General features: G+C 57.0%; 24 protein-coding genes. 10 read left to right on the forward strand and 14 right to left on the reverse strand.

Annotation, left to right across the window (positions count from 1 at the left end; genetic code table 11):
* The first annotated feature begins 82 nt into the window (after positions 1–82).
* Both KEHDKFFH_RS09300 and KEHDKFFH_RS09305 read left to right on the forward strand, forming a co-directional pair.
* On the forward strand, positions 83–2,158 hold the full coding sequence (locus KEHDKFFH_RS09300) for a TonB-dependent receptor family protein (RefSeq protein ID WP_104321663.1): 2,076 nt from the start codon (positions 83–85) through the stop codon (positions 2,156–2,158).
* Positions 2,159–2,196: 38 nt separating this feature from the next.
* The gene (locus tag KEHDKFFH_RS09305; RefSeq protein ID WP_104321664.1) at positions 2,197–3,555 is read left to right on the forward strand and encodes a TrpB-like pyridoxal phosphate-dependent enzyme; all 1,359 of its coding nucleotides are present in this window, start codon (positions 2,197–2,199) and stop codon (positions 3,553–3,555) included.
* Here KEHDKFFH_RS09305 and KEHDKFFH_RS09310 read toward each other — a convergent pair whose 3' ends face one another.
* The 5 genes from KEHDKFFH_RS09310 to tmpT form a co-directional block, all read right to left on the reverse strand.
* Positions 3,556–5,487 carry an alkaline phosphatase D family protein gene (locus KEHDKFFH_RS09310; protein WP_192875768.1) on the reverse strand — a complete coding sequence of 644 codons (1,932 nt, stop codon included), beginning with the start codon at positions 5,485–5,487 and terminating at the stop codon, positions 3,556–3,558.
* On the reverse strand, positions 5,484–7,043 hold the full coding sequence (locus KEHDKFFH_RS09315; protein WP_104321666.1) for a SpoVR family protein: 1,560 nt from the start codon (positions 7,041–7,043) through the stop codon (positions 5,484–5,486). Before KEHDKFFH_RS09315 ends, KEHDKFFH_RS09310 begins: the two co-directional genes overlap by 4 nt.
* Positions 7,040–8,335, reverse strand: coding sequence for a YeaH/YhbH family protein (locus tag KEHDKFFH_RS09320; protein WP_104321667.1), 1,296 nt, complete (start codon positions 8,333–8,335; stop codon positions 7,040–7,042). The genes KEHDKFFH_RS09315 and KEHDKFFH_RS09320 overlap by 4 nt, the downstream gene beginning before the upstream one ends.
* Before the next feature lie 33 nt (positions 8,336–8,368).
* Positions 8,369–10,291 (reverse strand): PrkA family serine protein kinase, encoded by a 1,923-nt coding sequence (locus tag KEHDKFFH_RS09325; protein WP_104321668.1) that lies wholly within the window; start codon positions 10,289–10,291, stop codon positions 8,369–8,371.
* 399 nt (positions 10,292–10,690) lie between these two features.
* Complete coding sequence (gene tmpT / locus KEHDKFFH_RS09330) at positions 10,691–11,344, reverse strand: thiopurine S-methyltransferase (RefSeq protein ID WP_104321669.1); 654 nt, start codon at positions 11,342–11,344, stop codon at positions 10,691–10,693.
* 93 nt (positions 11,345–11,437) lie between these two features.
* Between tmpT and KEHDKFFH_RS09335 the strand changes: the two genes are divergently transcribed.
* Positions 11,438–12,373 (forward strand): D-2-hydroxyacid dehydrogenase, encoded by a 936-nt coding sequence (locus tag KEHDKFFH_RS09335; protein WP_104321670.1) that lies wholly within the window; start codon positions 11,438–11,440, stop codon positions 12,371–12,373.
* Between the two features lie 50 nt (positions 12,374–12,423).
* Here the strand turns inward: KEHDKFFH_RS09335 and KEHDKFFH_RS09340 are convergent, their stop codons facing one another.
* A complete protein-coding gene (locus tag KEHDKFFH_RS09340; protein WP_104321671.1) occupies positions 12,424–13,677 on the reverse strand; it encodes an OmpP1/FadL family transporter in 1,254 nt (417 codons plus the stop codon).
* A 201-nt stretch (positions 13,678–13,878) separates the two neighbouring features.
* Between KEHDKFFH_RS09340 and KEHDKFFH_RS09345 the strand changes: the two genes are divergently transcribed.
* Positions 13,879–15,240: a YihY/virulence factor BrkB family protein gene (locus tag KEHDKFFH_RS09345; protein WP_104321672.1), complete on the forward strand. Its 1,362-nt coding sequence runs from the start codon at positions 13,879–13,881 to the stop codon at positions 15,238–15,240.
* On the opposite strand, the gene KEHDKFFH_RS09350 is transcribed toward KEHDKFFH_RS09345, so the two are convergent.
* The 4 genes from KEHDKFFH_RS09350 to KEHDKFFH_RS09365 form a co-directional block, all read right to left on the reverse strand.
* Positions 15,223–16,275, reverse strand: a complete 1,053-nt coding sequence (locus KEHDKFFH_RS09350; protein WP_104321673.1) for an HDOD domain-containing protein — start codon at positions 16,273–16,275, stop codon at positions 15,223–15,225. The genes KEHDKFFH_RS09345 and KEHDKFFH_RS09350 overlap by 18 nt on opposite strands.
* A gap of 110 nt (positions 16,276–16,385) precedes the next feature.
* Entirely contained in the window at positions 16,386–17,615 is a 1,230-nt protein-coding gene (locus tag KEHDKFFH_RS09355) for a DUF445 domain-containing protein (RefSeq protein ID WP_104321674.1), read from the reverse strand.
* Positions 17,616–17,734: 119 nt separating this feature from the next.
* Entirely contained in the window at positions 17,735–18,469 is a 735-nt protein-coding gene (locus KEHDKFFH_RS09360; protein WP_104321675.1) for a 16S rRNA (uracil(1498)-N(3))-methyltransferase, read from the reverse strand.
* A gap of 32 nt (positions 18,470–18,501) precedes the next feature.
* A complete protein-coding gene (locus KEHDKFFH_RS09365; RefSeq protein WP_104321676.1) occupies positions 18,502–19,854 on the reverse strand; it encodes an adenosylmethionine--8-amino-7-oxononanoate transaminase in 1,353 nt (450 codons plus the stop codon).
* 246 nt (positions 19,855–20,100) lie between these two features.
* Between KEHDKFFH_RS09365 and KEHDKFFH_RS09370 the strand changes: the two genes are divergently transcribed.
* From KEHDKFFH_RS09370 to KEHDKFFH_RS09390, 5 genes are all read left to right on the forward strand, one after another.
* The gene (locus KEHDKFFH_RS09370; protein ID WP_104321677.1) at positions 20,101–21,594 is read left to right on the forward strand and encodes a type VI secretion system PAAR protein; all 1,494 of its coding nucleotides are present in this window, start codon (positions 20,101–20,103) and stop codon (positions 21,592–21,594) included.
* Positions 21,587–21,994 carry a hypothetical protein gene (locus KEHDKFFH_RS09375; RefSeq protein WP_104321678.1) on the forward strand — a complete coding sequence of 136 codons (408 nt, stop codon included), beginning with the start codon at positions 21,587–21,589 and terminating at the stop codon, positions 21,992–21,994. The genes KEHDKFFH_RS09370 and KEHDKFFH_RS09375 overlap by 8 nt, the downstream gene beginning before the upstream one ends.
* A complete protein-coding gene (locus KEHDKFFH_RS20065) occupies positions 21,991–22,572 on the forward strand; it encodes a DUF2931 family protein (RefSeq protein WP_146084200.1) in 582 nt (193 codons plus the stop codon). The genes KEHDKFFH_RS09375 and KEHDKFFH_RS20065 overlap by 4 nt, the downstream gene beginning before the upstream one ends.
* Positions 22,573–22,653: 81 nt before the next feature.
* Positions 22,654–23,088, forward strand: a complete 435-nt coding sequence (locus KEHDKFFH_RS09385; protein ID WP_104321680.1) for an ABZJ_00895 family protein — start codon at positions 22,654–22,656, stop codon at positions 23,086–23,088.
* Between the two features lie 151 nt (positions 23,089–23,239).
* The gene (locus KEHDKFFH_RS09390) at positions 23,240–23,773 is read left to right on the forward strand and encodes a DNA-binding protein (protein WP_104321681.1); all 534 of its coding nucleotides are present in this window, start codon (positions 23,240–23,242) and stop codon (positions 23,771–23,773) included.
* Here the strand turns inward: KEHDKFFH_RS09390 and KEHDKFFH_RS09395 are convergent.
* The gene (locus tag KEHDKFFH_RS09395; RefSeq protein WP_104321744.1) at positions 23,763–24,320 is read right to left on the reverse strand and encodes a DUF6933 domain-containing protein; all 558 of its coding nucleotides are present in this window, start codon (positions 24,318–24,320) and stop codon (positions 23,763–23,765) included. The genes KEHDKFFH_RS09390 and KEHDKFFH_RS09395 overlap by 11 nt on opposite strands.
* A 130-nt stretch (positions 24,321–24,450) precedes the next feature.
* Here KEHDKFFH_RS09395 and KEHDKFFH_RS09400 point away from each other — a divergent pair, with 130 nt between their 5' ends.
* Positions 24,451–24,861: a DUF3037 domain-containing protein gene (locus KEHDKFFH_RS09400; RefSeq protein WP_241956473.1), complete on the forward strand. Its 411-nt coding sequence runs from the start codon at positions 24,451–24,453 to the stop codon at positions 24,859–24,861.
* A 257-nt stretch (positions 24,862–25,118) separates the two neighbouring features.
* On the opposite strand, the gene KEHDKFFH_RS09405 is transcribed toward KEHDKFFH_RS09400, so the two are convergent.
* The 3 genes from KEHDKFFH_RS09405 to KEHDKFFH_RS20295 form a co-directional block, all read right to left on the reverse strand.
* Positions 25,119–25,382 carry a restriction endonuclease subunit S domain-containing protein gene (locus KEHDKFFH_RS09405; RefSeq protein WP_104321682.1) on the reverse strand — a complete coding sequence of 88 codons (264 nt, stop codon included), beginning with the start codon at positions 25,380–25,382 and terminating at the stop codon, positions 25,119–25,121.
* On the reverse strand, positions 25,379–25,516 hold the full coding sequence (locus KEHDKFFH_RS20115; RefSeq protein WP_158253193.1) for a hypothetical protein: 138 nt from the start codon (positions 25,514–25,516) through the stop codon (positions 25,379–25,381). Before KEHDKFFH_RS20115 ends, KEHDKFFH_RS09405 begins: the two co-directional genes overlap by 4 nt.
* A 137-nt stretch (positions 25,517–25,653) precedes the next feature.
* The gene (locus KEHDKFFH_RS20295) at positions 25,654–26,163 is read right to left on the reverse strand and encodes a type I restriction-modification system subunit M N-terminal domain-containing protein (protein ID WP_277872177.1); all 510 of its coding nucleotides are present in this window, start codon (positions 26,161–26,163) and stop codon (positions 25,654–25,656) included.
* Positions 26,164–26,173: the final 10 nt, after the last annotated feature.

A 26,173-nucleotide genomic window follows, 5' to 3' on the forward strand; every position in this document is an offset into this window, starting at 1 on the left:
TGAATGGGATGACACCAATTCCCCATCGCTGGCGTACCCGTTATCAAGAGAAATCTTGATGGGCGAACCCTGAGGAGGCCTTTTGAACAAGAATAACTACCTGGCAGCGTTTGTTCTGTCAGCGGCGTGTATTTCGATCTCGTTTCCAGCAATTGCACAGTCGTCATTGAACAACGAAGATGAGCTGGTGCTGCAGGTAACCGCCCCACGGCTGGTTCGGGATTTGTATGAAACCCCCGCTGCGGTCTCTGTTATCAACGCGCCTGATATCCGTGAGGGCCAGCAGCGTCTGCAACTGGATGAGTCCCTCAATACCGTACCTGGCCTGTTCTTTCAGAACCGCTACAACTTCGCCCAGAACCTCAGGTTGTCCACCCGTGGGTTCGGGGCCAGAGCGCCCTTTGGCATTCGTGGTATTCGCATTCAGGTTGATGGCATCCCCTACACGCTCCCGGACGGCCAGTCCCAGATCGATGCCATTGATCTGGATTCGGCCCAACGAATCGAGGTCATCCGGGGGCCAGCGTCGGTTCAATACGGCAATGCCGCCGGCGGTGTCATCGATATTTCCACGGCGTTGGGTGATGAGCTTCCCGAGGGTGGTCGGCTTCGCCTTGACGGCGGCAGTGACGACTATCGCAAGGCGGCAATACAGGGTAACGGCGTTGATGGTGATACCAGCGGGATAGCCACGCTCTCCTGGCTGACGGTTGATGGCCACCGGGAGCAGAGCGAGGCGGAAAAAGCGCTGTTCAACGCCCGTGTCGCACGAGACCTGGATTCTGGACGGCGTGTGACAGCCACGTTCAACGCCTTACACAACCCGAAATCCGAAGACCCGGGCGGGCTCACCCTGGCCCAGGCGGAAGAGGATCCGGGGCAGGCTACCGCGCTTGCCAAGAGGCTGGATAGTAGCCAGACCGTAAACCAGCAGACCATGGGCGTGAGATGGGAAGATTCGGCGGTCCTGCCCGGCCAACTCACTCTCGATACCTTCTACACCCACCGGGATTTTGCCCAGCAACTGCCGTTCCCGGGCAGCAGCCGGGTGGCCTACGACCGGCACTTTTACGGTATCAGCTCCGAGTACCAGCAGGAATCGGCAGTCGCCGGGTTGCCCCTGGTGTGGGTTACCGGTATTGATGTGCACCATCAGTCCGACGATCGGCGCCGCTATTCGGTGGCTATCGATGGCGATATCACCGGCCAGACCCAGGCGGAAAACCAGAGCGCCACTAATGTGGCGGTATTTGGCCAGGGCGATCTGGCGATTAGCGATGCACTCAACCTATCCCTCGGCGTCCGGTTCGATCGGTTGCGCCTGGCCATTGACGACGACTGGCTGCAAGACGGCGAGGATGATTCGGGCAACCGGACTTTCCGGGAGTACAGTGGTGTTGCCGGCATCAGCTACAAGCTGGCGCCAAGGCACCAGGTGTACGCAACCATCGGCACAGCGTTCGAATCGCCCACCTTTACCGAGTTTGCCAACCCCAGCGGCGGCGGCTTCAATCCCGAGCTGGAACCGCAGCAGGCATTGAATCGCGAGCTGGGAATGCGCGGTATGCTGGGCGCAGGGTTGAGCTATGATATGGCCCTGTTCTCAATCCGGGTGGAAGACGAGATCCTGCCGTTCAATGTGGGTGACCAGACTTTCTACGAAAACGCAGGTGAAACCCGGCGCAATGGTTTTGAACTGGGCCTGGCATGGGAACTTTCCTACGCCTGGCGGGTAACCAGCGCCCTGACTCTTGCCGATTACGAATTACGGGACTTTGTTGATGAACAGGGCAACGATGCCAGTGGCAATGCCATTCCCGGGCTGCCGGAACAACTCTGGGTGAGCGAGTTGGAGTGGCGCGGATCAGCCGGTCGTTTTGCGGCCCTGGAGTGGCAATATGTCGGGGAGTTCTACGCCGAGAACAGCAACCAGACCCTGGTGAGTGATTACTGGCTGGTCGGTCTGCGTGCCGGCGATTCAGTCCGGATGGCGGATCAGACCCTGAACCTGTATGCCGGCATCCGCAATCTGCTGGATCAGGAGTACTTCAGTAACGTCAGGATCAATGCCAACGCGAACCGCCCGGTGGAAGATCGGGTCTATTTCGAGCCCGGTCCCGGAAGAACTTTTTATGCGGGCCTGGAATGGGTATTCTGAGGGGCGATAACAACACAAACAGTAGGGATTTTTAATTCATGCAAACCAAGTTCCTTCTCGAAGAAAGCCAGATGCCGAAATACTGGTACAACCTGCAGGCGGATCTGCCTGAGCCGTTGCCCGCCGTGCTGCACCCGGGCACCCAGCAACCAGTGGGCCCGTCCGATCTCGAGCCGTTATTTCCGATGGCCCTGATTGAACAGGAAGTGACCACTGAGCGGGAAATCGAGATCCCTGAGCCGGTGCGTGACGTTTACAACCTCTGGCGGCCGGCGCCTCTTTACCGGGCGCATCGTCTCGAGAAAGCTCTTGGTACCCCGGCAAAAATCTTCTACAAATACGAAGGCGTCAGCCCGGCGGGCAGTCACAAACCGAATACTGCAATTCCCCAGGCTTTCTACAATCGTGAAGCGGGCATTCGCACCCTCACCACCGAAACCGGTGCAGGGCAGTGGGGCACATCGCTGTCCTTCGCCGGCTCCCTGTTTGATATCGACGTTACTGTGTTTCAGGTGCGGGTTTCCTACAACCAGAAGCCCTATCGCCGGGCTGTAATGGAAACCTACGGCGCCAAATGTGTGGCTTCGCCCTCGGAGCTGACCGAGTTTGGCCGCAAGGTGCTGGCTGAGACACCGGACCACACTGGTAGTCTGGGCATCGCCATCTCCGAAGCGGTGGAACTGGCGGTCAAGGACCCGAATACCAAGTATGCCCTGGGGTCGGTTCTCAACCATGTATTGCTTCACCAGAGCATTATCGGCCTGGAAGCCATGCAGCAGATGGAGATGGCGGACTGCTGGCCCGATGTGATTGTTGGTTGTACCGGCGGTGGTTCCAATTTTGCCGGCATCGCCTTCCCGTTCATGGGGCACGCCCTGAGGGGTGGCGAGAAATCCCGAATCGTGGCGGTAGAGCCCTCGGCCTGTCCCACGCTGACCCGGGGCAAGTATGCCTACGATTACGGCGATACCGCCCATATGACGCCATTGACCAAGATGCACACTCTCGGGTCAGGTTTTACGCCGCCGGGTTTCCACGCAGGTGGTTTGAGATACCACGGTATGGCACCGCTGGTGTCCCACGCCAAGGAACTGGGGCTGTTTGATGCGGTGTCTTACACCCAGCGGGAGTGTTTCGAGGCCGGCGTTCTGTTTGCGAGGAACGAAGGTATCGTGCCGGCTCCAGAGGCCAATCATGCGGTCAAGGGCGCCATCGATGAGGCCCTGCGCTGCAAGCGTGAAGGCAAGGAAGAGGTGATCCTGTTCAACCTCTGCGGTCATGGCCATTTTGATATGGCGGCCTATACCTCCTACTTCGCGGGTGAACTGAGTGACCACGAATACGACGAACAGGAACTGGCGATGGCGCTGTCCGGGCTGCCCTCGGTCAACGCCTGATCAGTCTTCTTTAACCCGCCGCTGAAAAACCGTACCCCCGCCGCCGGCATCCAGTTGCCGGATGGCGGTGGGCGCGCCCTCGTCGTCCAGCCGCACGTCGCCAATGCCTGCCCCGTTCCATAAGCGCTCTCCGGCCTCCCGGTCTTCGGGCAGTCTGGGTGAAATCCACATGCGCCGTCTCTTGGTGAACCAGTTCAGGGGCGACCAGGGCGCGAACAGCCAGCGATTGAGCCGGTCCAGCCATTCCAGAAGGGCATTGGGGAATTCGTTCTTGATACCGCTACTGGTGATCTGCCAGACATGGGGGCCGTTCTGCTTGTGGCGCAGCCGTACATCGTAGGCAAACGAATAGTGGACATCCCCTGACAGAATCACGAAGTGTCTGGGCGTTCGGGGGTGGCCGAAAATATTGAGCAGCACACTGGCGGCGCCCCGATGCGCCATCCAGTTTTCGGCGTCTACCAGCAGAGGCTTGCCAAAGAAGGTAAACACCCGCTGGATCATCTCAATCAGCTTTACCCCGAACATGGGCGCCGGCGATACCACCACCACAGCGTCCTCGCCCATGATCTCGTGCTGGAAATCGGTCAGTGATTCCCAGTCCATCAGGCCGGACGGGTGACTGCGGCGGATTTCACTGCGCCAGCGATGGGTGCGTGTGTCCAGCACCACCAGTCGGGGGGATGTCGGCAGGCTGTAGTGCCAGTGTTGAAAGTGGAACAACTGGTCGATCAGGTCATCATGAATGGCCTTGTCCAGCTCGTGCTGTTCGTTGCTGGACTCGAAAAGCTTCTGACACTGCCCGATCAGCTCCCGGAAATTGCCCGGCTGGTTGCCCCAGCCCTGGCACAAGAGATAGCCCAGCAGGGCATTACCGATGATGCGTCGGGAAAAGGGGTGTTCGTAGGCGGTGGTTTCCCAGAGCGCGGAAAGGTTCCAGTCGTCCGTAACATCATGATCATCAAAGATCATGTAGACGGGTACGTTGGCCATGGCGCGCGCTGCCCGTGGAAGGCTCCTGCGGAACTCGTCGATGGCGGCCTGTTCGTTCCGGTAGCGTGCCAGTTCGTCCGGGTCATCGACCGGCTCAGCGTTGGTCACAAAAGCCCAGGGTTCCGGCGACCACACCAGCAGATACATGGCCATCACCTCGGCGAAGGAAATCAGGTGATTGCCGGCGTTCGCAGTGGTGAACACCGGCTTGCGAACACCGCCAAAGAAACGCTCGGTCAGATCCTCATTAAATTCGGACTCCGGCAGCAGTTCATCCCGGTGGTAATAGGCATTCGCCACAGAGGTAAGTTCTCTGCTGTGGCTGAGCGAGGCGCCTTCCAGCGTTTCCTGATACAGCCCCAACTGGTGAATAACGCACTGGATAGCATGCAGCATGGGCCCGGCCACATCGTCGGCGTAGACCTGGTCGCCGGTCATCAGCAGCAGGGAAGGGACGTCCTCAAGCTGTTCTGCCTTCTGCAGTTCCTCATCCACCCGAACCAGCCCGTCCCGGGAAGGATGGTGGGGGCGTCGGCAGGAGCCGTGGAGTATCCGGTCCAGTCTGGATTTCAGGGTAAAGCCCGGGCGCTCCCGGCCCTCGGGGCAAAGGTGCGGGGCCCATTCACCGATCCACCGAGGTGCGCCGGATCCGTTGGCGGTCAGTCCCAGGTCATAGTCCAGTCGTGTGTTATGGGGCAGGGCCGACTCAGGCGAAATTGTCAGCAGATTCAGCCAGGCTCGGGTACCGACTCTTAGCTGCACAATCTCTGAATCGGCTACCGGACGATCCAGCAGGGGCTCTATGCCGTCGAATATCTGAATGGCGAACTCAGTCCGTTCGCTGGTTACCAGCCACAGAACCAGTGAGTCCGGCGCGGAATGACGTAGGATCGGGCCGGCCAGAACCGGCCCGAATTTGCCATCAGGCTCCAGATTCAGTCCTCCTCAAATTCTCTTGGCGGGCAGTGGTGGTCCTCCACAACAGTGCCATCGTCCACGCTCTCCAGGTGCACATCAAAGCCCCATAACCGGTGTACGTGGCGCAGGACTTCGTCGGTTTCCTTGCCCAGTGGCACGCGGTCTACCGGTATGTGACGCAGGGTCAGTGAGCGGTCGCCGCGGACATCCACATTCCATACCTGGATGTTGGGTTCCCGGTAGCTCAGGTTGTACTGGCGCGCCAGTTTCTCGCGCAGATCCCGGTAGCCGGGGTCGTCGTGGATGGCGGTTACCCGATAGACGTCTTCCTGATCGTCGTTCTGGATCGCGAAGAGTTTAAGATCCCGCATCACCTTGGGTGAGAGGAATTGCTGGATAAAGCTCTCGTCTTTGAAGTTCTTCATCGCAAAATGCAGGGTTTCCAGCCAGTCACTGCCGGCGATGTCCGGGAACCATTCGCGGTCTTCGCCTGTGGGGTTTTCGCAGATCCGGCGCAGGTCCGTAAAGATCGAAAATCCCAGAGTGTACGGGTTGATACCCGAATACCATGGGCTGTTGAACGGTGGCTGATACACGACTGCAGAGTGACTCTGGAGAAACTCCAGCATGAAGCCGTCAGTCACCAGACCCTTGTCGTACATACGATGCAGCAGGGTGTAGTGCCAGAAGGTGGCCCAACCTTCATTCATAACCTGGGTCTGGCGCTGGGGGTAGAAGTATTGGCCGAGCTTTCGCACGATGCGGATAATTTCCCGCTGCCAGGTTTCCAGCAAGGGCGCGTTCTTTTCAATGAAATAGAGAATGTTTTCCTGGGGCTCTTCCGGATAGCGCTTGCGGCGCTTTACCGGGTCGTCGTCTTCGTCCAGTTTCGGAATTGTCCGCCAAAGATCGTTGATGCGCCTCTGTTGGTACTCTTCTCGCTCTTTCTGGCGACGCACTTCTTCCGACGCCGATATTGGTGCCGGGCGTTTGTAGCGATCCACACCATAGTTCATCAGGGCATGGCAGGAATCCAGGATTTCCTCCACCGCGTCCACACCATAACGCTCCTCGCACTCGGCCACGTAATGGCGTGCAAACACCAGGTAATCAATGATCGCGCTGGCGTCAGTCCAGGTGCGGAACAGGTAGTTGCCCTTGAAGAAAGAATTGTGGCCGTAGGAGGCATGGGCAATGACCAGCGCCTGCATCGGCAGGGTGTTTTCCTCCATGAGGTAAGCGATGCAGGGGTTGGAGTTGATCACGATTTCGTAGGCCAGGCCCATCTGCCCGCGCTGATAGCCCTTGGACGTACTGAGAAACTGCTTGCCGAAGGACCAGTGATGGTAGCCAACTGGCATGCCTACGGAACTGTAGGCGTCCATCATCTGTTCGGCGCTGATCACCTCGATCTGGTTGGGGTAGGTGTCCAGGCCGAACTCGGCCGCGCATTTGGCAATCTCGTCGTCGTATTTCTGGATCAGCTCGAACGTCCATTCAGACCCGGTAGAAATCGGCTCCGGGGCTCTGGGCTGGTCACTTTTCGGCAGATTTGGGCGGTCCATGAGGTTAGTCATGCGGCTTTCCTCTCGAACAACTGGCGGAACACCGGGTAAATTTCGCCGGGGTCGGCGATCTGCTGCAGGGCAAAGCTCTGGGGGAACTGCTCCTGAATCTTCTCGTATTCATACCAGAGCATCTGGTGGTCCTGCGGTGTGATCTCTACATAGGCGAAATACTGCACCAGGGGCAGGATATTGTCGGCCAGAATCTTGCCGCACACCGGGGAGTCATCGTTCCAGTTATCACCGTCCGATGCCTGGGCCGCATAGATGTTCCATTCGGCCGGAGAATAGCGGGATTCAATGATCTTGTGCATCAGCTTGAGAGCGCTGGAGACAATGGTGCCCCCGGTTTCCCGGGAATAGAAGAACTCTTCCTCGTCCACTTCCTTGGCGCTGGTGTGATGCCTGATGAAGACCACTTCAATCTTCTTGTAGTTCTTCTTGAGGAACAGATACAGCAGGATGAAAAAGCGTTTTGCGATGTCCTTGTGCATCTGGGTCATGGACCCGGACACATCCATCAGACAGAACATCACGGCACTGGTGGCCGGCTGCGGCTTTTTCACGTGCTGGCGATAGCGCAGGTCGATTTCATCGATGAAAGGAATGCGGCGAACATTCGCTTTCAGTCGCGCGATTTCCTCCTCCAGAACCTGGATCTGGTCCTCGTGGCTGAACGCAGGGTCCAGATCCTCCGGCGCCGACTTCAGCGCTTCCAGCTGCTTTTCCAGATCCCGGATCTTCTTCTTGCGCGCGCCTCCCAGGCCCAGGCGTCGGGCGTGGGCACCACGCAATGAGCGAACCACATCCAGCTTGGCCGGCACCCCCTCGGTGCTGAAGCCAGAGCGGATATACTTGAAGGCCTCGGTATCCTTGAGTTTCTTGCGAGCGAGGTTAGGTAGCTCGAGATCGTCGAACAGGAAATCCAGGAACTCTTCCTGGGTTATCTGGAAGGCGAACTCATCCATGCCCTCGCCGTCCGGGCTGGCCTGCCCCTGTCCGGAACCCTGGCCCCCGCCACCCTCGGGCTTGGGAATGGTGTCGCCGGCCACAAACTCCTTGTTGCCGGGGTGCACCACCTCCCGTTTGCCGCCCTGGCCGTGGTGGAAGATGGGTTCTTCGATGTCCCGGGACGGAATACTGACTTTCTCGCCCCGTTCTATATCGGTGATCGAGCGCTTCTGAACCGCATCCGACACCGCACGCTTGATGTGATGGCGGTAGCGGCGCAGGAACCGTTCCCGGTTCACCGCGCTCTTGTTTTTACCGTTCAGTCGCCGGTCGACTATGTGGGTCATTCCCATGGCGTTACTCCAGCTCAGTGAATGGTCACTGACTTAGTGAGACTTGCGAACCCGCAGGTACCATTCAGCCAACAGCCGAACCTGCTTCTCCGTGTAGCCTCGATCGACCATACGCTCGACGAACTGCTTGTGCTTGTTCTGGTCTTCCTGGCTCGCTTTCGGATTGAACGAAATTACCGGCAACAGATCCTCTGTGTTCGAGAACATCTTCTTCTCGATCACGGAGCGCAGCTTTTCGTAGCTGAGCCAGGACGGGTTCTTGCCTCCGTTGTTTGCCCGGGCGCGCAGTACGAAGTTGACCACCTCGTTGCGGAAATCCTTCGGATTCGATATGCCCGCTGGCTTCTCGATTTTTTCCAGCTCTTCGTTGATTGAGGAGCGGTCAAGGATTTCGCCGGTATCCGGATCCCGGTATTCCTGATCCTGAATCCAGAAATCGGCATAGGTGACATACCGGTCGAACAGGTTCTGGCCGTATTCGCTGTAGCTTTCCAGGTAGGCGGTCTGGATTTCCTTGCCGATGAACTGTACATAGTGCGGCGCCAGGAATTCCTTGATGAACCTGAGGTATTTCTCATGGATTTCCGGCGGGAACTGCTCCTGCTCGATCTGTTTTTCCAGCACATAGAGGAGGTGTACCGGGTTGGCCGCCACCTCGGTGGTGTCGAAGTTGAATACCTTGGACAGGATCTTGAAGGCGAAACGGGTGGAGAGCCCGTCCATGCCTTCCATCACGCCCGCGGCGTCGCGGTACTCCTGAATGGATTTCGCTTTCGGATCGGTATCCTTGATGTTCTGGCCGTCGTAGACCCGCATCTTGGAGAAGATGCTGGAGTTTTCCGGCTCTTTGATGCGTGAGAGCACCGAGAACTGGGCCAGCATGTCCAGGGTATCCGGCGCGCAGGGAGCACCTTCCAGGGAGCTGTTGCTCAGCAGTTTCTTGTAGATCTCGATTTCTTCGGTCACCCGGACACAGTAGGGCACTTTGACGATGTACACCCGGTCAAGGAACGCCTCGTTGTGCTTGTTGTTGCGGAAGGTCTGCCACTCGGATTCGTTGGAGTGGGCCAGGATTACTCCGTCGAACGGGACAGAGCCCATGCCTTCGGTGGTGTTGTAGTTGCCTTCCTGGGTGGCTGTCAGCAGCGGGTGCAGCACTTTGATCGGTGCCTTGAACATCTCCACGAATTCCATCAGGCCCTGGTTGGCCTTGCAAAGGCCGCCGCTGAAGCTGTAGGCATCCGGATCATCCTGGGAGAAATCCTCCAGCATTCGGATGTTGACCTTGCCCACGAGGGCGGAAATGTCCTGGTTGTTGTCGTCCCCGGGTTCGGTCTTGGAGACGGCAACCTGGTCGAGTACCGAGGGGTACATTTTCACAACCCGAAACTGGCTGATGTCGCCACCATATTCATGCAGGCGTTTAACAGCCCAGGGCGACATGATGTTTTTCAGGTAGCGGGCAGGAATGCCGTATTCTTCTTCGAGGATCTGGGCGTCTTCGGCCGGGTCGAACAGGCCCAGCGGCGATTCGTTCACTGGCGAGCCCTTGATGGCGTAGAAGGGCACTTTCTGCATCAGCGATTTCAGTTTTTCTGCCAGGGAGGACTTACCGCCGCCCACGGGGCCAAGCAGGTAAAGGATCTGTTTCTTTTCTTCCAGGCCCTGGGCGGCGTGGCGGAAGAAGGAGACGATGTTTTCTACGGCGTCTTCCATGCCATAGAACTCGGAAAACTCGGGGTACCGCTTGATGACCTTGTTGGAAAATATCCTTGAAAGCCTCGGATCTTTCGAGGTGTCGACGAACTCTGGTTCGCCAATGGCAATTAACATTCTCTCAGCGGCCGTGGCGTAGGCCGTTGGGTCCTTTTTGCAGATCTCCAGGTATTCCTCCAGGCTGTATTCTTCTTCCTGGGTACTCTCATACCGGTCTTTGAAGTGCTGCAGTATGCTCATAGATTGCCCTCGCTCGCTGTATCTTCAGCTTTCAATTCACGCAATTTCCCCGTTGCAGTCAGTTCCGTCCATCCGGACGGTTTGTTTAGTTATGGGTGGAAGGAATGGATACTTACAAGCCCGTGAACGATCAATGCGTGGCCGGCTTGCTTACTTTGAGCTTAGTTCACGGTTGGGGAGTTGGACAGTGGGTGAGTGGTTAAGGTTCATTAAATTATGTTAGGCGGGTGTGTTGGTTTTGTAGCTTGCGGGGTTCTCGGGGAGTCGAAATGAGGGGCTGGAGTGCACCGGGGGTCTTTCTGAAAACGAATTGGCAACTCGCTGCGCTCAGACATCAAATTCGTTTTCAGAAAGACCCCCGATACACTCCGATCAGACCTCCGGGGATGCCCCAGGAAGCTAGAGCTTGGTTAAACGAAACACGCTTTCTGAGGCGTTTTCCAGGCCTTTTCGCTTGGTAAACGGATGATCCTTGGCCAGGGTGTTGGTCAGGATGTGTTCGATCTTGTAGTCGTCCTGGTAGAGCTCCCGAACTTCTTCGTCGCTGACGTTGAAAGGCGGGCCCTTGATTTCGGTGTCGTAGTCCAGGGTGATCAGCAGGATTCTGGTGCCGTCGGGGATGATGGCGGTCAGGTGGTTTACGTAGTCTTTGCGCATGTGTGGCGGCAGGGCGATCAGGGCGGCCCGGTCGTAGACCAGTCGGACGTGTTTCAGATCGTCGGGGACCAGTTGGAAGAAGTCGCCGCACCAGAGCTGCAGGTTGTCGTGTTTAAAGGTGATGAAGGGTTCGCCGGGATGAACTTTGGCTTTTTCGCCGGCTTCTTCGAAGAAGTCTTTGCAGGCCAGTTCGCTCAGTTCCACGCCGATGATGGGGTGCCCGCGGTCGTGGAGCCACCACATGTCGTGGGCTTTTCCGCAGAGGGGGACGAAGACGGCGTCGGTGCCTTTGCCGGCCAGTTCCGGCCAGTGGTCGTGGAGGTGCTGGTTAACGGTGCCCTCGTGGAAACCGATTTCCTTTTTAGCCCAGCGTTCGTGCCAGAATTCATGTTCCATGGTTTACACCCTGCTCTTGCTTGGACATCTTGAGTTTTGGACGTTTATCTCAGTCTACCCTAATCTGTGGCCATCTGGATTCAGGAGAAAAGTATGAAAGCGGTGTTCCTTGACGCCAAAACCCTTGGCGATGATGTGGACCTGTCACCCATTGAGTCGGTAACGGGCGGGCTGGAAAAATACGAGCGGACAGCGCCGGATGAAGTGCTGGAGCGCATCCGGGGTTTTGATACCGTGCTGGTCAACAAGGTGGTGCTGGGCCGGGAGCATTTCGAGGCATGTCCGGAGCTTGAAACTATCGCCGTGGTGGCGACCGGCTTGAATAACATCGATCAGGCGGCGGCGAAGGATCACGGCATCAAGGTGATGAACGTGACCAACTACGGCCGCTCCACGGTAGCCCAGCACACCATGGCGCTGATGCTGGCGCTGGCCACCCGGCTGCTGGATTACAACCGGGATGTGCGGGCCGGACGATGGGGCAAGAGCGACATGTTCTGCCTGATGGACCATCCGATTATGGAGCTGGAGGGGCGGACACTCGGTATAGTCGGCTACGGCGATCTGGGTGAGGGCGTGGCCGAGCGGGCGGCTGCCTTTGGTATGCGGGTTTTGCTCGGTGCCCGTCCCGGCCAGGAAGCCGGAGAGGTGGACGGGTATTCCCGGATTCCCCTGGACGAACTCCTGCCCCAGGTGGACGTGTTGTCATTGCACTGCCTGCTCACCGATGAGACCCGGGATCTGATTGGTGCCCGTGAACTGAAAATGATGAAGTCAGACTCGTTGCTCATCAACACCAGCCGCGGTGGCCTGGTGAACGAACAGGCGCTTGCGGACGCGCTGCGCGCCGGCGAGATCGGCGGCGCCGGTTTCGATGTTTTGACCGAGGAACCGCCCCGCAACGGCAATCCCCTGTTGGCGGACGATATTCCTAATCTTATTGTTACCCCGCACTCTGCCTGGGCCAGTCGGGAAGCTCGGCAGCGGATTGTAGGAATTGCCGCAGCGAACTTGAGATCGGTGCTTTAAAAGAAAAGCCCCGGGAATACCGAGGCTCTGGAGACTTGCCTGTGCGTGGCTCAGTACTTCCAGCCCACGCTGACCGACGCGCCCAGCTGGTACATTTCCAGATCAATGGTCTGGTTTGCCGCCAGCGGGTTGGGGCCGGTTACGGTCTTGGCGGGGGAGTAAAAGGCCATGCCCGATACGTCGAGGTTTTCGCTGAAGCTGTGGGTGAATCCGCCGGTGAAGTGCCATTCCTGGACGCCCGGTGCCAGGATATTGAACAGCACATCTTCGTCTGAGATCGGGTTCTCTCCATAGCTCACACCGGCCCGCCACGCGTGAGACGTTGTTTGCTGCCACTGCCAGCCAAGCTTGACGATGGTCATGTCGTCCCAGCCAAAGCCGGCACCTGCATCATCGCCAAGCTGGGCGGTCTGCAGGTTTGGCAGGAGCGGATTGCCCACGCTGTTAATCTCGCTGTAGCGGATATGCTGTATGTCCAGCAGGAACCAGTGATCTTCAATACCGGACCAGGCGATACCCGCGTTGAACATCTGTGGGATGTCGAAGTCGCCTTGCTCGGCAAACAGGCCGCGGTATTTGTCGAATTCGTTCATCTTCAGGATGTTGCGCCAGCTTACGCCTCCGTGGAGGGTGTCGGTGATTTCGCCCTGCCAGCCGATCTGGTAGCCGTAGCCCCAGGCATCGTCGGTGCCGTTGTTGGAAAGAGCATTGGCATCCGAGGAAAATGGCGCAAAGCTCTGAAGACCTTCAGCTTCGAAGCGCTGATAGGCAATAACCGGCGAAATGCCGATGGCCTGGTTGTCTGAGAATTCCCAGGACCAGGTGGGTGCAATAAATAGTTGTTCGAGGTTCACGCCGGTACGGCCCGCGTAGAAAGGCCCGCCGCTTTCACCGGAGTAGTCGGTGTTCATACCACCATTGGCGAACACCGAAACGCCGAAGCTTGTGGTGTCTGACAGTTCTCGATTAAAACCCAGGTGCGGGATCACGAATCCGTTGCGGCTGCTTTTGTAGGTGCCTGGCTGCAATGGGAACGCGGGGGGAGGAGAGAGCGGCCCCTCTACGGTGTATTCCCGCCGCGGCGAAAACACTTCGAAACCGCCATCAATGCGATTGCCAACAAAAGCCATGCCCGCCGGGTTGGTCGCCGCCGCAATGCTGTCCTGGGACAGGGCAGTGCCGGCGCCGGCCATGCCTTTACTGATGGTGCCATAGCCATGACTGAAGTAGCCGTTGGTAGCCTGGGCGGTCACAGGAGAGAGGGCCGTCAGTGCGGCGACTCCCAGAGCAAGCTTGATTCGCATGGGAAAATACCTGATCAAAGGAACGTCATTTCGTGAGTGCCGGTCGTTTTACCGAAACTCTGTTATAAGAGGAAGTAACAAATACTGATATGGTTATATTAGGAGCGATGGCCTCGCAAACGGTGACTAATCGGCCATACTCTGGTTAGACCGGATATCTGACTGATAATCTGAACAAAACATGGAACGAAAGGACCAAAAGTGGCTTCATTCCAATTGAAAGACCGGCTCCAGGCAGCTGAAAGCTGGATTCTGGCGAATCCCAATCCGCCCCAGAGCTGGCCCTGGACCTGGCTGTACAAGACCGGGCGCACGGCGTATGCCTTGGCCCGGGACGTCCTCAGTGGGCAGCTTACACTTCATGCCATGAGCCTGGTCTACACCACGCTGCTCAGTATCGTGCCGCTTCTTGCCCTGAGCTTCTCGGTGCTCAAGGCGCTGGGTGTCCACCAGCGGATGGAGCCTTTCCTGTTCCAGTTTTTTGAACCGCTGGGCCCCCAGGGGATAGAGCTCGCCGAGCAGATCCTTGGCTTCGTGGATAACATGAAAGTTGGGGTGCTTGGTTCTGTGGGCCTGGCGCTGCTGGTCTACACGGTGGTTTCCCTGCTGCAGAAAATTGAACGCTCCTTTAACATGATCTGGCGGGTGCCGGACATGCGCTCCATGGCTCAGCGCTTCAGCAACTACCTGAGCGTCATCATGGTGGGACCACTGCTGATGGTTTCGGCCATTGGCGTCAGCGCCACCATCTTTTCCTCAACCATTGTCCAGAAGCTCATCGAAATCGAACCGTTCGGTTCGGTGATTCTTGTTGCCAGCCGTTTCACCCCGTTTTTCCTTGTGGTTGGCGCATTCACTTTCGTTTACGTGTTCATGCCCAATACCCGGGTCAAGTTGCGTTATGCGGCCATTGGCGGTCTGGTGGCAGGGGTTTCGTGGCAAGCCGGCGGTATGCTGTTTGCGTCTTTTGTAGCCGGTTCCGCCAAGTACGCGGCGATCTATTCCAGTTTTGCCATCGGCATCATTCTGCTGATCTGGATCTATCTGAACTGGATGATTCTGCTGATGGGGGCCAGCCTGGCGTTCTATCTGCAGAATCCGGGATCAGTGGCCAAGCGGCGCCAGGTGCAACTGGCGCCGGAACTCCAGGAAAGCGTGGCGCTGGCGACCATGTGGCTGGTGGCCAAACCATTCAGCGAGGGGAAGCCGGCGCCTCAGCAGGAAGTGTTGGAGCACCAGCTGAGAGTGCCAGGGGAAGTAACCCGTGCGCTCAGCGACAAGTTGATCCGGGCGGGGTTGCTTAGCCTGGCCGGAAGCCAGGGCGATCGACTTGTGCCTGGGCGGGCACTGGATCTCATTACCGTGGGCGAGGTGCTCAAGGTTGTTCGCTACGACGAGGACCGGATCGTTGACCGGCTGCCGAAGGTCATCCCTGCTGAATTGGTAGGTTCGCGAAAGGTGGAGGAGACGCGCACATTCGCCGAGTTGTTGCGGGCTGATGGTGGTCAGGAAAAAACCAGATCGTTTGCCGAACCCGAGCCTGTGTCAGCTCCTGACAGTTGAGCGGCCACCCTCCCGGAGCATCTTCTGAACCGCGTTGCGCACGTTGCTGATTTGCTCCGGGGTCAAACGTACCAGTTTCGGCAGCTCATCTTCGGCAAGATTCCGCTGGTGGGCGTGCCTGAGTACTTCCCGGGTACCAATGACCATGCCATCGGTCAGGGGCGTGTGCTTTTGCCTTGGCGCCGGCCGTTCCGCCGCCAGAAGATAGGCGTGATACTTGGGTGGAAGGTTCCATTCGTTCGCCAGTAACTGGCAGGTAGCCCACTGGTACCTCGCCAGGGCATGGCGGATAAGCGCAGGCTCCGGTTCGCCGGTTGCAGAAAGTGACCGGCAGATGCGTTGCAGTTCCCGACGGATGGTGATGTAGGCAAGCGAAGGCAGCAAGCCCACCATGAAGTGTGCACTGGTGTCTTCGCCCTGTGTTCTTGCAATCAATTCCGCTGATCGCGCGCAGGTTAGGCCCCAACGCCAGGCGCGCTGCCCGAAAAGCGCTTCACGGCTGTTTCTTGCGGCCATCATGGGACGCATTATCGCCGCGGAAATAACATTCCGGATGCCATCTACTCCAAGCACAAATACTGCCTGGTCTACCGATTCAATGGCATGGTCCCCGGTTCGGAAATAGGGGCTGTTGGCAATCTGCAGTAATTGATCGGTCAGCGACGGATCACCAAGAATGATTTCTGTCAGGTGCTGGCGGTCGGTCGATTCATCGGAGAGGGCCCGCATGAGCATGGGCAGGCTCATTGGTTGCCGTGGAAGTTCTTCCATCTTGTTGTTGGACAGGCGCTGATGCAGTTCCTCCAGTATCTTGTCATAGGAGGAAAGATCGACCCGCAACGTTGCGGGCTCGGCGTCCAACAGCCAACAGGACAGGTGCTCTTCCAGTTGTTGGGCCAGTTCCGGGCTTGTATCCGGGGTGGTGTCGCTGGCCGGTTTCTCCGGGGATGGATTGAAAAGCCTCGCTTCAGGAGCGGGTGGTGCAGACTGCTTGGTTGCGAATAATCCTGAAATCCAGGAGAGAAAACCTGGCATCCGTTGCCTCCGGGTCGAACCTGTTCGAAGTAATGAACCTCCGTTTCCGAGAGTATAGATGTACGACGCATCCTTGCACAGGTTTTAAGCCCGTGAATTACTGCGGGAATTTACAGGAACGATTCTCCGAACACGAACACAAGTTGGCAGACGCCAGCGCCAAAGCCAAGGAAAGCGCCCACAAGAATCAGTTTGATCTCATCTTCCTGAAAACACGGCCGGAGAAGATCCTGGAATTCCTCGGAAGACAGGGCAATCATTCGCTCGACCATGATGGATTCTACGGCCTGGGCGCGATCCTTCTCGAACACCGGGTTGTTGAACGATGTCTGCGATATCTCGATGGCTTTTTCGCCAACCTTGTTTTTGAGGGTGGCAAAGCCGGTGGGCCCAAAGGCCATCTGGGTCAGCGCCTTGCCCATGCCGGCGGTCTCGTCCACCAGCGGTTTGATGTGCTTCTTGACCATGTTGCGGGCGCGGTCGCCTTTGGGGCCGTCCAGAATGGCGTTGATGATGTTGCCAACGGTGAGAATCTCGTGGGTCACGATGTGGCAGAACGACTCTGCCACGGCCGGCTGGCGTTTCAGGAACAGGCCCTGAATCCGGAAGGGACCGACTTTTTTGGCGTGCAGGGGCCGGAAAATCACATTCAGGGCAATCCAGTTGGTCGCCCAGCCCACCAGAAGGCCGAAGAAAGGCAGCACCCACCAGCTCGGATAGACATACCAGACCGACATCTGAATCAGGCCGAACAGGAAGCCGAAGTAGAGCCCCGAGTTGATGATGAAACGGAATTCCACCTCGCCACATTCGATAAAGATCCGGTTCAGTAGCTCCTTGTCGCTGGCCAGACGCTCGATGACCATGCCCTTGATGTCCAGCAGGTCTTCGATGTTGTCGGAGACATCTTCCACCAGATTGTCCACCAGCTGAGGCGTGGACTTGCGGACGCGATCGTAGACCATCTTCCGGGCCGAGGCCGGCAGGTTTTCCCAGAAGGTGGGGTATTCCTTGAGCATCATTTCGTCCACGTATTCCTCGATGCGGGGTTCGACGGAGTGAACGATATGGGTGGCGAGGACTTTGGGGTCGATCTGCTGGAAGATCTCCCGCACGGTGCCGATCTTTGAAATAGTGGCATCGACACTGATAGCCGCCATTTTGCGGGCCTTGGAAGGAATAATGCCTTGCCAGCCAAGCAGGGGCGGTTTGCCAATGAATTCCAGTGGGTAGAAAGTCATCTTGATGGCCAGCCAGTTGGTCGTCCAGCCAATCAGGGCGGCAATGACCGGGATACTGAGGTATTGCCAGAATTCTTGGGTACTTAGCAGGCTTGTCATCCCGTTACTCGCGTGTGATCGTTTTTTTGCTTCCGGAGTCGACAGGGATAATGTTGGTGGCACCCACCTATGTCAATGACTTGCGTGCCGACATGAGACGGCGGCACGGTCGTAGCGGGTCAGCCGCCGATGTCACCCCACAGCCATTGGCACAGTGCCATGGCCGCCACCGGAGCGGTTTCCGTTCTCAGAACTCGGGGGCCGAGCGCAACCGGCAGGAAACCTTCTTTTTCCGCCTGGGCGATTTCCTCGGGGGAAAGGCCGCCCTCGGGGCCAATCATCAGGGCGACGCGTTCGGGGGGAATAATGGACTTCAAAGCATGCTCGGTACGGTGGTGAAGGACAAGGCGCACCTCGCAGTCCCGGCTGTGTTCCAGCCACTCGGAAACGGTCATCACCGGCAGGATCTCGGGCACCCGGGCGCGACCGCATTGCTCGGCGGCGCTGATGGCGACGGATTGCCAGTGGCGCAGGCGCTTGTCTTCCCGGTCGCCCTTGAGTTTTACGTCGCACCTTTCTGTGCTTAGCGGCACGATGCGGGTAACGCCCATTTCCACCGCTTTTTGCACCGCGTAGTCCATGCGGTCACCCTTGGAGAGGGTCTGGCCGAGAACGATTTCCAGGGGGGATTCGGTGGCGTTGGGCAGCGGAGTGCCCACCTGGACTTCCACGTTCTTCTTGCTGGCGCTGGTGATGGTGGCGGGATAGTCGTTGCCATCGCCGTTGAAAAGCAGCAGTTCCTGCCCCGGCTGCATGCGCAATACCCGGCCGACGTGTTGCGCGGCGTTGTCATCAAGTTCTGCGGTGCCGCCCTGGCTGAGGGCGGAATCAGTGTAGATGCGGGGTATGCGCATGGGCTGGTCTCTCAGGTTCCTGGCGGTTGTCGTCAGTCGCGAACCGCGATCTCTATGCCTTCCGTTGCAACCTGGGCCAGGTGGCGAATCTGTTCTTCGGTGATCACGTAAGGCGGCATGAAGTAAACCACATTACCCAGGGGGCGAAGCAAGGCCTGGCGGGTTAAAGCATGCTGGTAAACGCGAATGCCACGGCGTTCCTGCCAGGGAAAGGGCGTTTTCGAGGCTTTATCTTTTACCATTTCCACGGCCAGGGTCATACCGTGCTGGCGGATGTCCCCGACATTGGGGTGGTCCGCCAGGTGGGCAACGGATTCGGCCATGCACGTGGAGAGCGCGCGGTTGCTCTCAATCACATTATCATCCCGGAAGATATCCAGGGTCGCCAAAGCCACGGCGCAGCCGATGGGATTGCCCGTGTAGCTGTGGCTGTGCAGGAACGCCTTGAGGGTTTCGTAGTCGTCGTAAAAGGCGTTGTAGACGTCATCGGTGGTCAATACCACCGACAGTGGCAGGTAGCCGGCGGTGAGCCCCTTGGACAGACACATGAAATCCGGAGTGATGCCCGACTGCTCACAGGCGAACAGGGTGCCGGTGCGGCCAAAACCAACGGCAATCTCATCGGCAATCAGGTGCACGCCATAGCGGTCGCAGGCTTCCCGCAACTTGGTGTGATAAATCGGATGGTGCATCCGCATGCCGCCGGCGCACTGGATCAGCGGTTCCACCACCACGGCGCAGATTTCGTCGTGCTTTTCGGCCAGCAGCTTTTCCATGGCCTCAAACTGGCGCAATGCATAGTCCTCGTCGGTCTCACCCGGCTCCTTGTTGAAGGCGTCCGGGGAGGGCGCTGTCAGCACTTCCATGAGGAGCGGTTGGTAGGTGTCCTTGTAGAGCGAGACATCGCCGAGGGCAAGAGCCCCCAGGGTTTCACCGTGGTAGCTGTTGCTCAGGTTCACGAAGTTTTTCTTGCCCGGTTTGCCGTGATTCTTCCAGTAGTGGAAGCTCATCTTCAGGGCAGCTTCGATGGCCGACGAGCCGTTGTCGGCGTAAAAAACCTTGTTCAGGCCCGGCGGAGTAACTTCGATGAGGCGCTCGGACAGATTGACTACCGGCTCGTGAGTAAAGCCGGCGAGGATAACGTGTTCCAGCTCGCCAATCTGCTTCTGGATAGCTGCGTTTATTCTCGGATTGGCATGGCCGAACAGATTGACCCACCAGGAACTGACGGCATCGATAAAGCGATTGCCTTCAAAGTCTTCCAGCCAGACACCCTCGCCCCGCTTGATAGGCACCAGAGGTACAGCGCCTTCGTGGTCTTTCATCTGGGTGCAGGGGTGCCACACGGACTGGAGGCCACGGGTGACGAGGTCAGCATTGCGCATGATAATTCTCCGTCAGACGGTCTGATTCTGGGTTGTCGCTGTTAACCTGTGCGGATATTACAGTTAACAGCGGATATCGGCCACCCGGATTTCAGGTCGACCCGGCCTGGTATTCCCTGACGTTTCCTACCCCTTGATTCCATCACACTGTGAGATCGAAGGGTTTGGCTGGCAGAGTGCTTCAGTATAAACTGCCGGTTTACAGCCAAAGGGCCAGGATGGCCCGGAAAACGCAAAGGACGCGACATGAGTAAAGCGATTGTTCTGCTCGGAGACCCTGGCTCCGATCACGAAGGCTTCCCGCCCACACCGGTGATTGCCGGTTCCCCCGATGTGTTGATCGATGGCAAGCCCGTTGCCCGGGTAGGCGACCCGCTGGCACCCCATTCCAAACCCAAACACCCGCCCCATCCGCGCACCATCACTGGTGGTTCTGCAACGGTCATGATCAATGGCAAACCGGCGGCGGTGACAGGCGGGGCGATTTCGTGTGGCGGTGTGACGATTGGGTCGGGGTCGGTGGTGATTGGTGATACTCACACGCCGGCGTCATTTTCGGGAGTATCCCCCGTTACCGGAAGAGCAGCAGTATCTTCAGCGACAGTCAGGGAGGATGTTCAGGCAGCGCCCGAGAGAGTGAGCTCCTCAGGCCTTGCTGAATCTATTGCTTCTCCGACTGAGTCACCAGCTGCAACTGCGCCCACAACGACCAGTACCGTAAGCGCAACTCATCATGACGCCAACGACAATCCGGATCTGAGTGAACCCGGATTCCATGTCGTTCGCGAACCAATGAGCCGCAATGAGCTGTTGTCTCAGCTTTATGGTGATGCATCTGCGAAACCTGAAAATTTTGAGCGTCTGAATCCGGGGCTAGGCAACCGAGTTCTTCCTGGGGAAATGATCGTTATTGCAGATCCTGAAGTTCTGGAATGCACGGTCAAAGAAAATGATCTGATGGCAGTGGCTGCACAGGTAAATCAGGAGGTGCGGCAACTGAGCGAGCAGGAGGCTCAGTTCATCGTTGATCATTATGACCTTCTGGAACTGATGACGGCGAATGCGGCGACTGGCATAGGTGCAGGCGCTGCGATGATTGGCCAACAGATCAAGAGCATTAACAAGACACTGCAGGATATTGAGACGCTGTATCAGGATACCTTCAGAAAACATGGCAGGCTGAATGTTCCTGATTTTTATGCGCAACGCCGGGCGCTATTTACGAAACTGGATTTCGCCCTAGGAAAGATGGCGCGAAAAGGCCTTTCGCTCGATGAAAACACCAAGTTGAAGAAGGCTCTGGGGCTTTCAACCAAAGGCACGGTTCACCATTGGAAACAAGCGGGTGTCGGACCGATTCCGGGCTATGGAGCCCACTATTCAAGGGCTGCAGGCGCTGCACGGTTTGTGGAGCATGGCGGGAGATTGGTTGTGGCATTGGATGCCGGGCTGGCTGGGTACAAGATTTACGAGGCGTGTTCGACCGGGCGAGCGAATGAATGCGAGCAAGTGGCCCATGTCGAGTCTGGACGATTTGCGGGTTCTGCCCTGGGTGGTGCTGTGGGAGCTTCAATAGCGCCGGTATTGTGTACAGTGGTTGGCATTGGCACGGGTGGGATAGGCGGTGTGGCCTGCGGAATTATCGCTGCCGGTATCGGTGGTGCGGCAGGCGGAAAAATCATGGGTGATGCAGGGGCCGGTGTAGGCCAATTGGTTTACGAGGTTCGGAGCGATGAGTGACCAACTGACCTATGTGCTGGCCCACATAGGGTACCTTAGTCTTTTTGTTGGTCTTATACCGTTGCTTGTCATCATTACTATTGGGTTCCGCTATGTATCTTTAATAGAAGATCGTGTGGCGACTGAAAGAGGGGGTATTTCAACCGCAAGGTACATTTGGCAAGGAAAGATCATCGGGCGATTGATGAGAAGCAGCAATGTTTTTGCTTATCTGATGTTCCGCGCGATTCCCTATCCGTTTTTCCAGCAACGTGCGTCTTTACTGGGCGATCCGGCCGTGCCATTGCCGCGAAGGTGGCAGGCCTGGGTTATAACGCCAATGCTTCTTATGTATCTGGCTGCTCTGACCACGCTCGTTACGAACCTGATGTTGTCATCTGCAAGTGGAGTTGCGCTGTGATTCGAAAACTCGTTTGCATCCTTGCGCTTACCTTTACAGGCATTGGCTGCTCTTCTGATCACGTAAGCTACCCCTACACCGTCATCGTCTCCGGGGGGCCATCCGGGTGGCCGGTCTGGGCTGAAGAGGTAACTCTGAACGGCGACCGCAGAATACCCGGTGGAGCAATCAGTTACGGGTATAATCAAACGCCTCCAACTGGCGGCCGAATTGTTATGGACCCGGCACCAGTTCCGGAACTGGTCGAAGCCCGCTGGTTTTCGCACAGGGCGCAGAAATTTTACGAGGTCTCGCTACCCATGCCCGAAGCATTCAGTGAGACCGTTGCCGAATGGTTCGAAGATTATCCGACGCCGAAGTATGGGCATTACTTTATCGTTGGCTTCTCAGGCAAAGGCGAAGCTCTGGCGTGGTGGCGTGCATCTTGCCAAGATTGCCAGGGTGATGAAGATTCCGGATTTGCCGCAGCGGTAATTGAGGCATTGCCTGCAGATGCTGCAGAGGGGGATCCCTCTGGCTACGAGGCGCAAGTACAGCATTATATCGACAGAGGAATCATTCCTGGGCCTTCCAGGTAGGTCTTTGAGCTGTCATCGAGGAGAACAAACAGCCGTGTTAATCAACTAAAACGTCTACTTAATAAGCAAGGAAGCTTAAACATGATTATTAAAACCATCCTCAACTTCACCGGCCTCTACGCAGCCTTCCAACTCTGTATCATCACAATTGGAGAGGTATTCAATATCGAAATGAATTCCGGCGTGCAGATCGGGGCCATGATTGGTGCCGCCTATGGTGCAATGGTCGCTTCGGTTTCGGCGTTCGGCAGGGCGCCGACGTTTCATGAGAACTGGATAATGTCCGTCTCTGTGAACCTCAGTGCTATGGTTGTCTCGTTCGTTTCCCTCATCGCCCTGCTGTTCGTTTCAGCCGATGCCCCTGCGATTGGTGATGTCATGCTGGTTATTTCAGAGCTTCCATTGGGGATCCTGATGATCGGCTTTGCGGTTGCCTTTCTCTTGCAGACCCTCGTATGCCTGCTGATTTTTGGCAGGGTGGCGCGGCGGTATCTCATGAAGCTGAATCCGGCCTAACTTTTCGGTGCAGCCAGGTTGTCATATGACAACCTGGCTGTGTATTATTTGCTCAAGGAATGGCAAGAATGCCCCGCAAGAGACATGCGAACAAAGATATTGAAGCGGCGCTGGCCTACGCGGAATTGACTGGCTAACGGAGGTGAAGATCATGAATCGTGAGTACGACTTCACACTTAAATTTTCAGTTCCGCCAGATCTGGCGCAGGACCAGGTAGAGAGCTCATTGTTTCAAGCGGGATGTGATGACGCCATCATCGGCCTCGGTCAAAAGGGCCGGCTTGCTCTGAACTTCACACGCGAAGCGGCTTCAGCAGAACAAGCCATGCTCAGCGCGCTACAGGATGTGCAGCGGGTGCTTCCTGAGGCCCGCCTGGTGGAGGCCGGGCCGGATTTCGTGGGTATTTCCGACATGGCGAGTCTGCTGATGTTTTCCCGCCAGAACATGCGCAAACTCATTCAAACCCATCTGGCCAGTTTTCCACTGCCGGTCCATGAGGGCGCGTCGGCGCTCTGGCATTTGTGCGATGTGTTGGCCTGGTTCTCTGAAACACAGAAGCGAGCCATTCCGGCGGATTTAATGGAGGTGGCCCAAGTAAGCATGGGCGTTAATCTCGTGCGGGAAGCAGGGCGGATTGATCAGCGATTACAGGCGCAGCTAAGACAACAAAGCACTATCGCCTAGCGGTATCCAACAGCGCCAGCATCTCCCGCTGCGGCCAGATCGCGCCTTTGACGCCCTTCACCGTACAGGGCCTGTCTGCCAGCCATGCTCCGGTTCGGTATGGTGCAAGGTCGCTGATCGGGAGCCGGTCATACCAAATTTGATACTCCAGATCCTGCCCCATCCGGTTCATGGTTGCCTGCACAGACCTATCGCATTCCGAGTCGCAAACCAGTTCTGCGAGGGCGCTCTCGGCAGCGTCCATCTGCGCCTCATTCGCGCCGGATTTGAGTAGCGTGTTCAGCAATGCATCCTGAAACCACCAGTCCAGCTCTGCGAAGTCCGGTTTGGTCAGGCAGGTAGCGAGTACCGGAAAGCGGGTGCTGTCGTGAACGAACAACACACAGTTGCGGCGCTGAATGGTGAGCAGGTTGGCGTGCCAGCCGCTCAGCGGGCTTTCAGGCTCGTCATTAGCGGCATATGGGAGCGGCCGCTTGCGCTTGAGGCTGCCGGATGAATGCAGTGGCAGTTTTGCCAGCAGTTTCTTTGTGCAGTGGAGGCGGATCATGGGTTTTTGGCTGTGCCCTGTCTGAGGCCCCGTCATAGCTTCCTTCGATTTGCGATGAAATAAGACGGAGTTTATTTTTCATGGGGTTAGGTCTTACTGAACACGGTCGCGGGATCAGTAGTGAAATAAAATGGAAGGATCTAACCCGTGCTTCCTCAAAACGAGAATAGCGGACTTACCGATGAGAAGGATAGCGTGCCAATACGCCATCGTGCGGTTTATGCCTTATATCGAGACGGGCGAGTTCGCCAACGTCGGTATTTTGCTGTGGGCGCCAAAAACCCGCTACCTGGGCTTTAAACTGCTTCGGAAAAAACATGCCCGTATCACCCAGTTTTTTGAAGAGCTGGACCGGGGGGTGTACCTCAAAACCATGGAGAACCTGGATGCTGAGTTGTGCAGAGTGCAGGGTATGCTCCAAGACCAGATCGCCGAGTTTGGTGACAACGACCGGGAGTATGGATCTCACAAAGGACTTTTTCAGGAGCTGATCCGGCCCCGTGTTATTTCCGGTGAAAGGCCTGGAGCCTGGCCAGATTAATGACTTTCGTGTGGAAGCGTTCGAAGAAACCCTTGCTAATCTGGCGGGCGATGGCATCGAGATAACGCTTCACACTGAAAAGGACAGAATTCTCGAGTTTGCGGGATGGCGCGCCCATTAGCGATTTCGGGCTCTTCGGCTGGCCTGAAAGCACTTGCTGGCTGCCCATCCTGATGAACTTGTAAGTAATTCTTACAGATCGCACCCAGACTGGATTCGCATTTGTCGGTGATGTGAAGCCTGAGCATATAGACAGGCTAGATGGCCTCCTCCACTTGTTTCTCTGCCTCCGGAATCCGAAGTTCGCCGGAGAGGACTTTGGGGAAGAGGGTGTCGCGGAGCTCGGTCAGGGCATCCGTTTGCTCGGAAGTGAGCAGGATTCGCGAATAAATCGCCTCCGCTTGCTCGTTGAACGCTTCCAGTATCCCTTTTCCGGGCACCAGAAACGGAATAGGGCGGAAGTTCTTTTTGCTGATTTCCTGAAACGTACTTCCATTGGCCCGGTCGGTAATCTGGTTCATGTTGGTGTTCGCCCAGCACAGCACAGATAGACCGGCTCATAGTTTCGGTTGGACAGAATGGCAATGATGCCCTGATTGACGGAAACCGGGATGTCGCTGATGACCGGATAGCCAATCGGGACTCTGGAGGACATTAGCACCGTTCCTTGCGGAAGCTCGCCTGACAGAAATTTTCTGGAAGCCAGCGTCGGTCAGGTGTCTCGCTGTATCCATCAACACCAGAGATATCAGTTGCGACATATCTTTTGGGGTGTAGAGCGGATGTACTCCGTTATCCCAGAAATCCGGATTCTTGGTGCTTGGCGTGGCGCTGCCGGTGGTCCTCAACCTCCTCGCCGATAGTGCTGATTAGCCACCCCTCCGGCACCCACCCCATTTCCTCCGTCAGCACAAACCAGTCCGGGAACTGCCGGCGGATGTGATTGGGCAGGGGCTTTCGCTGGTCGCCGAGGGCGGCCAGTTTGCTCTCGTCGATACCCAGGAGGGAGAAGTCGTTGTCCGGCAGGGCGACGCGCAGGGACTTGTCAGTTTTCTCGATGGTGGACAGCGCCGTGTCGATGTGAGGACGATGTCGTCCTGCTTGGGGTGCTTGCGAATATGGCTCCAGCGAGCTTCGGGCGGCAGACAGAACACGTTTTTCATGGTGTAGAAAATCTACCATGTCCACGTAATCGCCCTGGCCTTCGTCAATCAGCTCCTGTTTGCGTACCTCAAACTTGTCGCTGACGAATTTCAGGAATATTAGGCTGAGTAACACGTGTTGGTACTCGGAGGATTCCACCGTGCCGTAC

Source organism: Marinobacter maroccanus, from assembly GCF_002933275.1.
GTDB lineage: Bacteria > Pseudomonadota > Gammaproteobacteria > Pseudomonadales > Oleiphilaceae > Marinobacter > Marinobacter maroccanus.

Coding starts and splice junctions, on each gene's coding strand:
- KEHDKFFH_RS09305 (WP_104321664.1), top strand. CDS start 2,197: ATGCAAACCAAGTTCCTTCTCGAAGAAAGCCAGATGCCGAAATACTGG.
- KEHDKFFH_RS09315 (WP_104321666.1), bottom strand. CDS start 7,043: ATGACTAACCTCATGGACCGCCCAAATCTGCCGAAAAGTGACCAGCCC.
- KEHDKFFH_RS09320 (WP_104321667.1), bottom strand. CDS start 8,335: ATGGGAATGACCCACATAGTCGACCGGCGACTGAACGGTAAAAACAAG.
- KEHDKFFH_RS09325 (WP_104321668.1), bottom strand. CDS start 10,291: ATGAGCATACTGCAGCACTTCAAAGACCGGTATGAGAGTACCCAGGAA.
- tmpT (WP_104321669.1), bottom strand. CDS start 11,344: ATGGAACATGAATTCTGGCACGAACGCTGGGCTAAAAAGGAAATCGGT.
- KEHDKFFH_RS09335 (WP_104321670.1), top strand. CDS start 11,438: ATGAAAGCGGTGTTCCTTGACGCCAAAACCCTTGGCGATGATGTGGAC.
- KEHDKFFH_RS09340 (WP_104321671.1), bottom strand. CDS start 13,677: ATGCGAATCAAGCTTGCTCTGGGAGTCGCCGCACTGACGGCCCTCTCT.
- KEHDKFFH_RS09350 (WP_104321673.1), bottom strand. CDS start 16,275: ATGCCAGGTTTTCTCTCCTGGATTTCAGGATTATTCGCAACCAAGCAG.
- KEHDKFFH_RS09355 (WP_104321674.1), bottom strand. CDS start 17,615: ATGACAAGCCTGCTAAGTACCCAAGAATTCTGGCAATACCTCAGTATC.
- KEHDKFFH_RS09360 (WP_104321675.1), bottom strand. CDS start 18,469: ATGCGCATACCCCGCATCTACACTGATTCCGCCCTCAGCCAGGGCGGC.
- KEHDKFFH_RS09365 (WP_104321676.1), bottom strand. CDS start 19,854: ATGCGCAATGCTGACCTCGTCACCCGTGGCCTCCAGTCCGTGTGGCAC.
- KEHDKFFH_RS09370 (WP_104321677.1), top strand. CDS start 20,101: ATGAGTAAAGCGATTGTTCTGCTCGGAGACCCTGGCTCCGATCACGAA.
- KEHDKFFH_RS09375 (WP_104321678.1), top strand. CDS start 21,587: ATGAGTGACCAACTGACCTATGTGCTGGCCCACATAGGGTACCTTAGT.
- KEHDKFFH_RS09385 (WP_104321680.1), top strand. CDS start 22,654: ATGATTATTAAAACCATCCTCAACTTCACCGGCCTCTACGCAGCCTTC.
- KEHDKFFH_RS09390 (WP_104321681.1), top strand. CDS start 23,240: ATGAATCGTGAGTACGACTTCACACTTAAATTTTCAGTTCCGCCAGAT.
- KEHDKFFH_RS09395 (WP_104321744.1), bottom strand. CDS start 24,320: ATGATCCGCCTCCACTGCACAAAGAAACTGCTGGCAAAACTGCCACTG.
- KEHDKFFH_RS09400 (WP_241956473.1), top strand. CDS start 24,451: ATGGAAGGATCTAACCCGTGCTTCCTCAAAACGAGAATAGCGGACTTA.
- KEHDKFFH_RS09405 (WP_104321682.1), bottom strand. CDS start 25,382: ATGAACCAGATTACCGACCGGGCCAATGGAAGTACGTTTCAGGAAATC.
- KEHDKFFH_RS20115 (WP_158253193.1), bottom strand. CDS start 25,516: ATGTCCTCCAGAGTCCCGATTGGCTATCCGGTCATCAGCGACATCCCG.